Annotated in this window: 13 protein-coding genes; 4 read left to right on the plus strand and 9 right to left on the minus strand. The window is 58.1% G+C overall.

Translation table 11 applies throughout. The features are described 5' to 3' along the window. Positions 1-41 precede the first annotated feature (41 nt). The 4 genes from PQR27_RS38140 (at position 42) to PQR27_RS38155 (ending at position 4,092) form a co-directional block, all read left to right on the plus strand. A complete protein-coding gene (locus PQR27_RS38140; protein WP_408528826.1) occupies positions 42-890 on the plus strand; it encodes an HpcH/HpaI aldolase family protein in 849 nt (282 codons plus the stop codon). A gap of 104 nt (positions 891-994) precedes the next feature. Then, positions 995-2,101 carry a zinc-dependent alcohol dehydrogenase gene (locus PQR27_RS38145; RefSeq protein ID WP_408528827.1) on the plus strand — a complete coding sequence of 369 codons (1,107 nt, stop codon included), beginning with the start codon at positions 995-997 and terminating at the stop codon, positions 2,099-2,101. 91 nt (positions 2,102-2,192) lie between these two features. Further along, entirely contained in the window at positions 2,193-3,320 is a 1,128-nt protein-coding gene (locus tag PQR27_RS38150) for a CobW family GTP-binding protein (protein ID WP_408528828.1), read from the plus strand. Positions 3,321-3,360: 40 nt separating this feature from the next. After that, positions 3,361-4,092, plus strand: coding sequence for a 2,3-bisphosphoglycerate-dependent phosphoglycerate mutase (locus PQR27_RS38155; protein WP_408528829.1), 732 nt, complete (start codon positions 3,361-3,363; stop codon positions 4,090-4,092). A gap of 87 nt (positions 4,093-4,179) precedes the next feature. On the opposite strand, the gene PQR27_RS38160 is transcribed toward PQR27_RS38155, so the two are convergent. The 9 genes from PQR27_RS38160 to PQR27_RS38200 form a co-directional block, all read right to left on the minus strand. Further along, on the minus strand, positions 4,180-4,446 hold the full coding sequence (locus PQR27_RS38160) for a transposase (protein ID WP_408528830.1): 267 nt from the start codon (positions 4,444-4,446) through the stop codon (positions 4,180-4,182). 110 nt (positions 4,447-4,556) lie between these two features. After that, on the minus strand, positions 4,557-4,862 hold the full coding sequence (locus PQR27_RS38165; protein ID WP_408528831.1) for a hypothetical protein: 306 nt from the start codon (positions 4,860-4,862) through the stop codon (positions 4,557-4,559). A 122-nt stretch (positions 4,863-4,984) separates the two neighbouring features. Beyond that, entirely contained in the window at positions 4,985-6,319 is a 1,335-nt protein-coding gene (locus PQR27_RS38170) for an MFS transporter (protein WP_408528832.1), read from the minus strand. Positions 6,320-6,415: 96 nt separating this feature from the next. Then, complete coding sequence (locus tag PQR27_RS38175) at positions 6,416-7,369, minus strand: alpha/beta fold hydrolase (RefSeq protein WP_408528833.1); 954 nt, start codon at positions 7,367-7,369, stop codon at positions 6,416-6,418. A 10-nt stretch (positions 7,370-7,379) separates the two neighbouring features. Continuing rightward, the gene (locus PQR27_RS38180; RefSeq protein ID WP_408528834.1) at positions 7,380-8,933 is read right to left on the minus strand and encodes an ethanolamine ammonia-lyase reactivating factor EutA; all 1,554 of its coding nucleotides are present in this window, start codon (positions 8,931-8,933) and stop codon (positions 7,380-7,382) included. 91 nt (positions 8,934-9,024) lie between these two features. Continuing rightward, complete coding sequence (locus tag PQR27_RS38185) at positions 9,025-10,245, minus strand: cupin domain-containing protein (RefSeq protein ID WP_408528835.1); 1,221 nt, start codon at positions 10,243-10,245, stop codon at positions 9,025-9,027. A 346-nt stretch (positions 10,246-10,591) separates the two neighbouring features. After that, positions 10,592-10,768 carry a hypothetical protein gene (locus PQR27_RS38190; RefSeq protein ID WP_408528836.1) on the minus strand — a complete coding sequence of 59 codons (177 nt, stop codon included), beginning with the start codon at positions 10,766-10,768 and terminating at the stop codon, positions 10,592-10,594. Positions 10,769-11,098: 330 nt separating this feature from the next. Next, complete coding sequence (gene choW, locus PQR27_RS38195) at positions 11,099-12,001, minus strand: choline ABC transporter permease subunit (protein WP_408528837.1); 903 nt, start codon at positions 11,999-12,001, stop codon at positions 11,099-11,101. Next, positions 11,994-13,163: a quaternary amine ABC transporter ATP-binding protein gene (locus PQR27_RS38200; RefSeq protein WP_408528838.1), complete on the minus strand. Its 1,170-nt coding sequence runs from the start codon at positions 13,161-13,163 to the stop codon at positions 11,994-11,996. Before PQR27_RS38200 ends, choW begins: the two co-directional genes overlap by 8 nt. Positions 13,164-13,267 lie beyond the last annotated feature (104 nt).

Raw genomic sequence — 13,267 nt, forward strand, 5'->3', positions numbered from 1 at the left:
GGAGTCCATGGGACTCCCGATCAACAACAAAAGGTAAAAGCATGTCGCGTCTTAATGGTGTTATTCGCGCCCTCGAAACGGGCGGCCACGCATTTTCCCTGTTCGCACCGTGCGAAATCGAAACCGCAACCGAACTCCAGGCATCACCTTATGATTCGGTGGTCTTCGAAGGCGAGCACCGTGGCTGGGATATCAAGAGCCTGCGCAACAGCCTGCAATACCTGATGAGCCGTGGCCAAATCGCAAAGGACGGCCTGGCCCCGGCGGTGACCCCGTTTGCCCGCGTTCCGGCTAACGGTTGCGAGATGAATCAGTTCCTGGCCAAACAGGCTCTGGACATCGGTTGCTACGGCATTGTGTTCCCGCATATCTCGACCGTCGAAGAGGCATGCAACGCGATTGCCGCATGCCGTTACGCACGCCTGAAGGACAAGCCTCTTTACGAACCGGCAGGCATCCGTGGTGATGGCCCGATGCAGGCTGCGCGTTACTGGGGTCTGTCAATGGCCGAATACTACGCGAAAGCCGACGTATGGCCCCTGGCTGCCGAAGGCGAGATCTTCGCCGTTCTTCAGATTGAAGACATCGCAGGGATTACGAACCTCCCGGACATGCTGAAGAACGTCCCTGGGATCGGCGCCATCCTGATCGGAGAGGGCGATCTGAGTCAGGAGTTGGGCGTTCCCCGTCAGACCGAGCACCCGGAAGTCTTGGCCGCAATGGCGCAAGTCGTTGCCACGTGCAAGGAACACAACGTGATCGTTGGCCATCCTCACGTTACGAAGGCCAACGCACAACGCGTGATCGATGAGGGCTATCGTTTCCTCATGGCAGCGGCACCGCGTAGCTTCGATACCGTAAATACCGTTCGCGCCCACGTGGGCCGTTAAACCGTTAATCGGTTAATCCATCTGGCGCCTGATTACTCAAATACGTAGGCGCCAGACGGCAAACTGAATTGCTGCTGGTCAAACTTTTCCAAGGAGTATTAGAGATGGTGGACAAGGTTCTTGCGCAGGTTCGTGTTGGCCCGAGCGAACTGGAATTGCGCGAATTCGACATGCCGGAAATGGCGGACGATTGCGCGCTGATGCGCGTTGAAGTCGCTGGCATCTGCGGTACCGACGTCAAAATGTACAAGGAGCAACTGAAGGGCGCTCCGATCATCATGGGTCACGAAAACATCGGTATCCTCGAAAAGGCAGGCCCCGAGTTCCTGAAGCGCACGGGCCTCAGAATCGGTGATCGCATTTTCCCGGAACACTACACCTCGTGCGGCCAGTGCGAACACTGCCACTCGGGCCAATACCGTCACTGCATCGGCACCGACTGGCGTTTCAACCCGAAGGGCATCCGCCTCGGTTACACGGCAATCGACAATGACCACTCGCCGCTGCTGGGCGGTCTGTCGCAATACATCTACCTGCCTTCAAATGCGGTCATTCACAAGGTTCCGGAAGGTCTGGATCCGGAACTCGCAGGCGTCGTGACCCCGATGGCAAACGGCATCGAATGGGCACTGTTCGATTGTAACGTCGGCTATGACACGTCGGTCCTGATCCAAGGCCCGGGCCAGCAAGGTCTGTCGCAAGTCATTGCGTGCAAGCAAGCGGGTGCCTCCATGATCATCGTCACCGGCACGGCAAAGGACTCCAGGCGCCTCGAAATCGCGAAGGAACTTGGCGCCGACGTCGTTATCGACGTGACCAAGGAAGACCCGCTGGAAAAGATCCTGGAAGCAACGAACGGCCGCGGTGTTGACGTTGCTCTGGACTGCACGGCAGGCGCGGGCACGAAGGCAATTCTGCTTGGCATCGAAGCACTGAAGCGCAAGTGCGGCACGCTGCTGATTCAAGGCGAGATGGCCGACTTCCCGAACTTCCCGATTGCCAAGGTTACCGTCAAGGCCATCACGATCAAGTCGGCTCGCGGCCACTCGTACAAGGCTTGCGAACTCGCGTTGAAGCAATTGGCTTCGAAGCGTTTCCCGCTCGAAAAGATCACCACGCACCGTTTTGCGCTCAAGGACGCAGACGCGGCTATCAAGGCCGTGGGCGGCGCAGAAGACGCGATCCACGTGTCGATCATGCCCTGGATGTAAATCAAAAGCGAATCCGGGTCCCAGGGGCCTGAGCCTGTAAAGCTTTAGACGCCGGGGCCGGCTGGGTCCCGGGGTCGTTGGAGAGACAAGAATGAAAAAGCCTATCCCGGTAACGGTTCTCACGGGTTATTTGGGCGCGGGTAAAACTACGCTGCTTAACCGTATTCTGTCGGAAGATCATGGCAAAAAGTACGCCGTGATCGTCAACGAGTTCGGTGAGATCGGTATCGATAATGATCTGGTTGTGTCATCGGACGATGAGTTGTTCGAAATGAACAACGGATGCATCTGTTGCACGGTCCGGGGCGATTTGATCCAGGTGCTTTATAAGCTTCTGGCCAAGGTTCAGACCTTTGACGCGGTGATTATCGAGACTACCGGTTTGGCGGCCCCTGGGCCCGTGATCCAAACGTTCCTGGTCGATCCACATTTGCAGGCTCACCTTAAACTCGATTCGATTATCACTCTGGTGGATGCTGTGCACATCCACCAGAGACTTGCAGATAGTCTGGAAGCCGTGGAACAAATCGCGTTCGCGGATCAACTGATTATCAACAAGGTTGAACACGTAGAGGAAAAGCGGTTGCATGGCATCGAGACCGCACTTCGGGTGCTCAACCCGTTTGCACGGATTTACAAGACATCACGTTGTCAGGTCCAGCTCGATGCGGTGATCGGCCGTGGATCGTTTGACCTGTCCCGCGTTGAAGGCCTGGCCATGATGGCGCAGGCTCCGGCTCCGGCTCCGGCTCCGGCTCCGGCTCCCGCTCCCGCGCACGTCCACGATGAGCATTGCGGCCACGGTGTCCACTGCGATCACGACCACGGTCACGACCATGGACACGTGCATGGCGAACATTGCGGTCACGGTCATGACCATCACGGTCACGCGCACGACGAAGATAACCACATCCAGGCCGGTGGTATCCGTAGCGTCTCGCTGGCAACGGACAAGGCCTTGGATCTGACCAAGCTTGAAGAATGGCTTGGGAACCTGGTGACAGTGCGGGGCGCCGATATCTTGCGCACCAAGGGGATTTTCTACATCTTGGGATGCGCGCGCCGATACGTGTTCCAATCGGTCCACATGCTCATGGAGGGCGACTTGCAAGGCCCCTGGTCAGAAGGGGAGGCGCGCTTTAGCCGGTACGTGTTGATCGGCCGAAATCTGGATCGTGAGGCCTTGAGAGCCGGTTTCGAAGCCTGTATCCACGACTGACGCCAGACCACGGACAACAAATAGAGAAGTGGAAAACCCAATGATGCTCACCCGCGCCCCACTCGGACCCCAGACAAAACTGGTGCTACTCCGACACGGCGAATCCGAATGGAATGCTAGTTCCAAGTTCACCGGATGGGCGGATATCGATCTGACGCCACAGGGCATGACTCAGGCCCAGATAGCGGCCGAGATGCTAAGGGGGGCGGAATGGACTTTTGATTATGGGTTTTCCTCGATGTTGACCCGGGCCCTGCGCACCTATTGGGTAGTGGCCAAGCACCTCCATCCGGACCAGGAACGGCCGCCGGTCACCGATTGGCGCCTCAATGAACGGCATTACGGTATTTTGACCGGCATGACCAAAGCGGAAGTTTCGGCCCAGTACGGCCCTCTTCAGTTGACGAATTTCCGCTTTAACACGGATGCCCGTCCGGAGCCCGTGCCCCCAAACCATCAATACAGTCCGGAGTCGGATCCCCGGTATTCGCGATTCGCTCCCCGGTCATTGCCCCGTGGTGAATCTATTGGCGATGCGGCAATCCGTGTGCGTGCGGCATGGTCGGACTTGATATTGCCGCGCATACTGGCAGGCAACCGCGTATTGGTATGCGGCCACGGGACAACCTTGCGGTCTCTCATACAGATCATTGAAGGCCTTCAGGATGAGGTGGTGACGCCAATGAAAGTCCTCAACGCCGAACCCATGGCCTACGGCTTTGCTCGGAAGACCAGGAGTCCGTTTGTTGTAGACGCGACTATCCATTTTTAGCGCACATGCACCTGCCGAACGAGTTCCACAGGTTCAGCAGGTTGGCGATGGTCACGCCCTCACGCTGCTGTGCTTCAATCTTGCGCGTCAACAGACGCGCACCGATACAGCGCTTGATGCGCGGGATCTGCGCACACGATCGAGCGCCACATCGCCGGGCAGTACCGCCTCCATGCCCTCGCTGTCCGATACCGTGGTGTCGGTCACCGCGATGCCGTGAACATTCATGTCCAGGTCGATCGACAGGTGCACCTTACGCCAGGGCGTGCGGGCTGCTTTTTTCCCGTACTTCTTCTCGTACCATTCGGCGGCGCGGCCAAAGCTCATGCCGGTACTGTCGACGATCGCCGTCACCTCTTCGCCTCGGACCAGTCGCGACGCGAGCCATTGGCAGCGCTGCCGGATGCTGACGTCCAGCGCAGCAGAACGGTCACTCAGGTGGCCGAAGCTGGGGACCGGGATGTTCAGCCCGCGGCTCGCGCATTAGTCTTCCATGAAGCCCGTGATCTGGCGCATACCGATACCCGGTAGCCGGTAGTCTGTGAAGACTCGATATACGCCGATGTGTAGTGTGGCTCGCGGCCGGCCACGCCGCGCACCCAGGGCGTCGAATTGATGAACAGGGCGCGCAGGCCACCGCGCGGAAAATACAGGCTGAGCTGGCCGCGCCGCTTCAGGCTGCGGTTGTATTCGCAGGCATTGGCGACGCGATACTGTGGCTTCTCACGCTTGCGCGGCTCGCCGCTGCCCAGTCGGGCTTTGTACGGCATCAGAATTCCTTCCGATTATCTATTTGCGTACTTTTCCCGCCTTCACCGGCCCCAGCCATCAGACTCGTCAGAATCTACCGGGGCTTCCGAACAAAGCCTTGGGGAACTACTAAAGTCTGCGGTTACCTCTTCGGGAAGCGATGCCGGGCCGCGCGTGAGAGCCAAATCGTGGCCAGGCAACCGATGACCGACATGATTGCCGGCGCCCAAAAGATCTGTGCCATGTGCATGTGCATGCGGATCAGTTCACCGCCGGTCATGGGACCTGCAATTGCGCCAAAGCGTCCCAGACCGTGTGCCCAACCCGTACCCGAGGCGCGGATCTGAGTGGGGTAGCAAACGGCCATCAGAGCATTCGTACCCGACTGCGTACCCAAGATGAAGAGGCCGACGCCGAACACGCCAAGGGCGAGCGCCATGGAGTGCGTTTGCTGCCCCAGAAACAGGGCTGCCAAGGCTCCGAGCGCCATATACAGAGGCACGACCCAAAGACGCCCCCGATCAAGCATCAACGACATCAGAAGGCCCCCAAGAACGCCACCCAAGTAGTACATGGAGGCAGCGTGTTCGGCTTGGTGCGGGTTCAGGCCCAACGAATGCAGAAGGGTCGGCATCCAACTGTTCATGAAGAAGTTCGCGAACAGGTTCGTGATCGACATCACCCAAATGAGTGGAGTAATGATGCGCAGATTGCCTTCAAAAAGTTGGCTGACGTGGAATTTCTTTTCCGCAAGGTGAAGAATCTGAAACCTCGGATCGACCGGAATGGTCAACTCCGGACGGATCCGGTGCGCAAGCTTCACGATCTGCGGATCGTGCGGGTTACGCACGGCCAGGAACTTGATCGACTCAGGCAGGAAGAAGTACGCCAAGACTGCGGTCACAAGCGGAGCCAGGCCACCTATGGTGAAAATCAGGCGCCATTGCGTGGGGTGAATGATGCTTCCGAGTTGGCCCGGCAGAGCACCACCAAAAGTCAGGCCCACAAACATCATCGTGATCAACAACGAGCGCTTACGCTGCGGTGCGTACTCGGCTGTCAGAGCCACTGTATTTGCAGGCAGGCCCCCGAGAGCAATTCCGGTAAAGAAGCGGAAGACCATCAGTGTAGAAAAGGATTCGGCAGTCGCGCTAAGCAGGGTGAACGCACTACAAAGCAGTGCCGCAGAGAGGACGGCCACACGCCGGCCCCAGCGGTCACCGATGTAGCCGAAACCTATCGCACCAAACAGCATACCGAATAGGCCGATACTGAACAGAGGGGCCAAGGCGTGTTTCTCGATCCCGAACTCGTTGGCGATACCAATTGACGCAAATGCGGCGGCTGAAAGATCATAGCCGTCACAGAGTTGGCATAGAAAGCCAATGAATACGACTGTCCAGATGAATGGGCCAATCTTTTGTTCGTCAACAAACTCCGTGAGGCGAATTGTTTGTGAATTTACTTCGTAGTTCATTATCGCTAGTCTCCAGCGGCTGCCCGCGCAGTGTACACACAGGTGACGGAGTATCGGATGCAAACGATACTTAAGGAATGGGGGGCTACATACCAGCTATTTCAAACTCATCAACTCACCTGAGTTGCGAATAATGCAATCTATCATTCCAGGATGGTCACTGCTTACATGGGTTCCACCATCAATAGGGTGAAACGCTGACATTTTCCATGCCTGAATTAAAGTGTATACGCCTATGGGAGTAACCTCGTCACATGTCCCGTGAATTAACGTGCCAGGAATGTCGTGCAATCGGTTTGCATTACTGATTAGCTGATGAGGTGATAGAAATCCTTCATTCAGGAAGTAGTGCACGGAGATGCGAGCCATCGCCAATTCTTGCGCCTTCGTTTGTGGGTCCGTGTCGCGTTCCTGGTCTCGGAATCCGGCCAGATGATCTTCCCAGGCGCACCACTTATAAGCCGCTTCGTATTCCTCTTCGCGGCTGCCGCAATTCAATGCCTCTCCGTAGGCCTGTAGAAGACCTTGACGCCCGGAGGCTCGGGTCCATCCGGAGAACCGCGCCCAGGCCTCAGGATGCAGGCGACCGGCGACCCCTCCATAAAGCCACTCCAGTTCGTTTTCGGTGCAAAGAAAAACCCCCCGCAGGAGCAGGGCGCGGACTCTTTGTCGGTGGGTTTGCGCATAGGCCAAGGCTAGGGTGGTCCCCCACGATGCGCCGGAAATAATCCAACGTTCAATATTAAGCAGGGTGCGTAGCTGCTCAATATCGGAAATCTGATCGTCCATTGTGTTGTGTTCTACGCTGGCCGCAGGCGTAGAACGACCGGCCCCACGTGGGTGAATGAGCACAATTCGATAACCCATAGGGTTAAAGAATCGGGGATCCTGGCGGCTAGGGGAACCACCGGGGCCCCCGCATAGATGCAGCAAGGGAATACCCATGGGGTTGCCATGGGCCTCCCAGAAGACGCGATGACCTCCACTGACATCCATCCAACCGGATTCGCGTGCAGTGCTCGGGGGATAAAGATCGCGCAGATAGGTCATCGCTAGTCCCTTATTCGGTTGCGGCTTCGGTTGCGATTTCGGTCACGGGTTCAAGTGCGGTTTGGCCCAAGCCGCTTGACGTCGGGAACACCAAGGATTTGATTACCACGGGTGCCGCTGAAGCCGTGGGCAGCAGTTCACCGATGTCAACGAAATCGAATTCCTTGAGCGAGATCCCGTCAATGGAAACGATAGGCACCGGGAGACCGCGTTCCCGCTTAAAGTGGATGCCGATCAAGCCGCCGACATCGCCCTCACCGATCAGGACGATAGGTTGCCCGGCTTCGATCCGCATGCGCATGGCGTTCATGACACCGACAACAAACGCGTCCATGCGGCGATAGAATGCCGTCCCGGCAAACCGGTAGAAGAGGGCAACGCCCTTCGTGTCCTCCTGCAGGTCCATCCGCTCAAGCGCTGTCGTAACTGCCTTTTCGATGTCCTTGGGGTCGAGTTGATCCGGCTCAAGATCGAAATCGAGGACCACCACCGGGAGATTGCGCAGGGGAAGAACCGACTGCGGTTCAACGTAAACCGTGCTACCACTCACTTGAACCGTGTATTGCGAGGCGCCGACGACCGTGGCCCGGATACCCTCATCCGTTTCCTTGATTTCGGCTCCCGAGGCTTCGATGCGCTTGCGAACAGCGGTGGCCAACATCAAGCCCAAGTCACCGAATACCCGCGTTTCGCGGCCGTAAACGTATTCCGAAACACCACCGGAGAACGTGACGAGATCGGGAACCCGGGCGCCTTCCAGTGGCGTGAGACGAAGCAACGAAGCAGTTACCGGATTGAGTTCCGCGCCGTTCTTCATCGACGCTTCACACAGGCGCTCGGCCATGCGGTCAACGATGGCCTCCAGGACACCGGGGAGCGGGGGATAACCCACGGTAAGCGTGGCGCCAACCTCTTGCGCAAAACGTTCGCCTGCGGCTTCGACACGGGCAACGCGGCCTTCTTCGTCAAGGGTAATGATGCGGGCGCCGATGTCGATAGCGGTAACGCTTTTGACCTCGCCTTCCTCACAGATAGCGATCTTCGTGGTCCCGCCGCCAATATCCAGGTGGAGGAGACGGGTACCTTGACGCAGTGCACGCAAGACGGCGCCGGAACCGAATGCCGCCAGCATGGATTCGAGGCCATCACCGGCCGAGACCGAAACGAATTTGCCCGCCTGCGCTGCAAACAGATCCGCGATTGCGCGTGCGTTACGACGGCGGACCGCCAACCCGGTGAGGATCAGGGCGCCGGTATCAATCTGTTCGGGCGTGACTCCCGCCTTTTGGTATTGCTCATCAATGAACGCGCCAAGCCGGGCCTCATCGATCGTCATATCGTCAGTGTAGGGGGTAAGCAAGATATCCGATTCGTGAAGAATCGTACGTTCTGCAACGATGTAACGCGTGGTCGTGCGTTCGAGAACGATGCGCGAAACGACCATGTGGGAAGTGGAGGACCCGACGTCGATGCCCACGCTGATCAGTTGAATTTCGTCTTCTTCCTCCAGGCTCCGTCCGGTATCGGTAAAGAAGATGCGGCCTTCTTGCGGCTCACTGCTCATGCTTGTCTCCAGTACATAAAAGATAGGGCTGTGTCCCCAAAAGAACACAGCCCTATGGACTAGCTACCTGTGGACCAACTACGCGAACGCGTTAGACCACCGAGTCACCGACAGTCTTTTCCGGCTTGACGTACCACGACGGGTCCATACGGTTCTGGACGCCGTTCTTCGCCAGGCGTGCTTCGTACTCTTGACGGATGTACGGATCTTCCATCCAGTAGGGGATAGCCGTGCCGCCAGAACCGACGTCCTGAGCCGTGTAGTCGTTGTGCTTCGAACCCGGGGCACCCGGATCACGACCCGGGTTGTGCGGGCCAAACCATGCCGTCAGACGGAACGGGTCCCTGGACGTGCTGAAGTGCTGGTGGTACCAACGTGCGCCGCCCGGCGCTGCGGTAACCATGCCGCCGTAACCGTAGTCGAGGCGACGAACCTTGTCCGCGTGACCGTTGGCCCACGGGTTTTCGCCGCATTCTTCCGGCCACGTGTACGTATAGCCTTCGCCCTTCAGGCAGATGAGGATTGCTGCCGACGTGTGAGCGTGGGCCTTCGAGTAGCGGCCTTGTTCGTGCTGGCCGATCCAGAAGTAGAAGCAGTTTTCCGTCATGAACGGCTCAACGCGGCGATAGCCCGGCGAACGACGGTTGTCCAGCGGCAGATCGCAGTTGACCGCATCGGTGATCAGGTTGGTACGACGACGAGCAAGACCGCGAACCGGATCCGTTTCGATCTCATCGCGCGGCTTGTAGAAGTCTTCGTCTGCGGTGAAGCGATCACGGAACACGAACGGGTTGTTAAACACCGCTTCGACGTTGTTGATCTGGTTCATCACGTTCGGTGCCGTGTTGCCTGCGAGCAGGATCGCGCCCGAGTTTGAGCCGTCAACGATACGGAACGATGCGTTCATCGGAATCGAGAACATCGAACCGGCTTGCCATTCGAAGACGTGCTTGCGGCCTTCGCCCTCAAGCCAGACCTCGGTGGTGCCACGGCCTTCGACCACCCAGTAGATTTCTTCGAACATGTGCTTTTCGGGGTTCAGTGCGCCGCCTGCGGGCACTTCAACCACATAGCAACCCCACTTCGTTTCCGTGCCCAGGAGCTGAATGTAGTGGCCACGGCCGCCCTTACGCTTCCATTCCACCATCGGCAGATCGCGCACGTCCTTGATACCGATGTCACGGAAGACCGGAACGCCTTCGCTTTCCATGAAAAGGTCATAGGGCGTCGGTTGCTTCTTGAACTCGCCAAAACCGGCTTTCTTGTGGCCAGCGGGTTCGTGCCAGTGGGCAAGGTCTTTTTCATGCGGCATCGCTATCTCTCCTTGTATAGGGCGATTTTTCCGGCAAAGACTGTTTCGCACGTTCTTCTATAAGGAACCATGTGTACTCATACGGAACGGCATGATTGGATCACGATACCGTAATAGGTGTCAATGAAGGATTGACTTATAGATTTTGCCATCGGGGTTTTTACGTAAACGGCTCGCGTGGGCCGCTCTCGACGTTACGCGCGTAAATGAGGCATGATCGGCGATCGTGAAGTTCCTGCGACCAAGGCTTACACAGCGCAGAGCATTTTCGGCCAGGATATTGCTGATCTCTATCGGCCGACCACGCTGCTGAAACAGTGAACATGTTCACCACGGGATCAAAGGTTCAGAGCAACGCCGCCTGCGCGATACCGGCGAGTACGCAGAACACGACGACGGCGAGCGGCGGTACCTTCCAGAGAGTCAACAGAAGAAAGCCAATCGCTGCGATCGCGAAATCGAGCTTTGAGAGAACCGAACTGATCCAGACGCCTCGTGAGAAGGAGGTTTTTACATGGCGCAAGATCTAATCGCTCTGCTCGAAGCAGACCGTTCAATTCGATCAGTTCCGCGCGCGAGAGTCTGCCAAATCGCCGATTCAATAAATTGGGCGCAATCTGCTCGAGGTGGATGTACACGCCGGGGTCATGTGATGGCCTGTCCCGTTCAGGACCGTTCCATTTCGGTTATTGTTGCTGGCGTCCATGCAGCCCTGAGCGGATTGGAAATGGCTGTTCGATGCAACCATGGTAGCAAGCCGGGGTCGATGCCGTAATTACATGATTATGTTGCGACCGCACGGCGATATCACGCAGACGCCTGCGCAGAACATCGCAACTTGAGCGGCACCTGGTCAGTTCTGTGCGGCCGGCTGCTCCCGTCGTATGCGAATCACACTTCGCAGGCCTGCGAGGCGCGGCGCGCCGGCTGTGCCGGGAATGCGGCCGAAGCTCTCAGTGATACGGTCCAGAATGATCGCGAGCAGGACGACGGACAGACCGCTTTCGAAGCCGAGACCAATATCCAGACGCTGGATGCTTGCGAGCACGTCATTGCCGAGGCCGCCCGCGCCGACCATCGAGGCGATGATCACCATCGACAGCGCCAGCATGATCGTCTGGTTCACGCCCTGCATGATCGACGGCAGCGCGTTCGGGAATTGCACTTTGTAGAGCAATTGCCACGGCGTGCAGCCGAACGCTTGCCCCGCTTCGACGATCTCGCGATTCACGTGACGGATACCGAGGCTCGTCAGACGCACGGCGGGCGGCATCGCGAAAATCACTGTCGACAGAATGCCTGGCACGCGGCCCAGCCCGAACAGCATCGCAGCCGGAATCAGATAGACGAAAGCGGGCATCGTCTGCATCAGGTCGAGGATCGGCCGCATGACCATCGCGACGTGCCTGTTCTTCGCGGTCCAGATGCCGAGCGGCACGCCGAACACGAGGCTGATCAGCGTCGACGACAACGTCAGACCTAGTGTGATCACGGTCTGATCCCAGAACCCGGTCGCATAGATCAGCAATAGCGCCAGCATCGCGAAGATCGCAAAGCGCCAGCCCACGCGCCACAAACCGATGCCGATGAAGAACGCCATCAGCGCCCACATCGGAATGGCCTGCAGGCCATGCTCAATCAGCGCGGCAAAGCTTTCGATCGCCTTGCCGATCGCATCGAAGGTATTTGCATCGTGATCGAGCAGATAGTGAACCGATTGATCGACCCAGCGGCCCAGTGGAATGATCTCAGACATGGGCATCCCGATTGCGCGTGAGTACCTTCAGAACGTCCGCCCGATCGACGGAGCCGCAATAGCGGTCTTCATCGTCGACCACCGGCAGCGCGGTCGAGCACTCGCACACGCGCGACACCACGTGATGGAGCGAAGCGCCGCGCGAAATGCATTCGACCTTGCGCAGCGACGGCGACGCATTGCCGATCGCATCGCGCGTGACGAAGCCGCGAATGCGGCGCTCCGCATCGACCACGAACGCGTATTCGGCGCTGCCGTTCAACGATGCTTCGACGCTCGACGGGTCGAGATTGCGCACAAGCGGCACGCCGCTTGTCTGCATCACATCGCCGGCCGTCAGATATTGGCTTGTATCGACGCCCTCGAAGAATGCGCGCACGTAATCGTCGGCGGGGCGCGCGATGATGTCTTGCGGCGTGCCGATCTGCACGACGCGGCCGCCTTCCATGATCGCGATGCGGTTGCCGATGCGCAGTGCCTCTTCGAGATCGTGCGACACGAACATAATCGTTCGGCGCTGGTTCTTTTGCAGTTCCAGCAGCACGTTCTGCATTTCCTTGCGCTTGAGCGGATCGAGTGCGGAGAACGCCTCATCCATGAGCATTAGCGAAGGATTGACCGCCAGCGCACGCGCGAGACCGACACGCTGCTGCATGCCACCCGACAGTTCCGCCGGCAGCTTATGCGCGAACGTGACGAGTCCCACTTGCTCGAGTACCTCGAGCGCGCGCTTTTCGCGCTGCTTGCGGCCCATGCCACCCACCTCGAGGCCGAATGCGGCATTTGACAGCACCGTGCGCTGCGGCATCAACGCGAATGACTGGAACACCATGCTCATATCGGTGCGCCGCAGCGACGTGAGTTCGGCGCGTCGCACGGCGGCGATGTCACGGCCGTTGATGACGATCTTGCCCGCCGTCGGCTCGACGAGCCGGTTGATCAGACGGATCAAGGTGGATTTGCCGGAACCGGACAAGCCCATCAACACGAAGATCTCGCCTTCCTGCACGTCGAAAGAGGCATGGTGGACGCCGACCACCTGGCCGGTTCTGGCAAATATCTCGTCCTTGGTGGCACCGCGCGCGAGCAAGTCCACAGCGGCGTTGGGATTGTTTCCAAATACTTTGCAGAGACCTTCGACTACGACTTTTGGGGAACCCATTGATTTCATGTCCTTGTGGTGGAATTGCTTGAATCAAACCGCCACGATTTGAATGGGACGCGCGCCTACTTTTATCTGGCGGAATACGGGAAACACCCAAAAGA

It is taken from the genome of Paraburkholderia fungorum (assembly GCF_046027215.1).
In the GTDB taxonomy this organism is placed as follows: Bacteria; Pseudomonadota; Gammaproteobacteria; order Burkholderiales; family Burkholderiaceae; genus Paraburkholderia; species Paraburkholderia fungorum_D.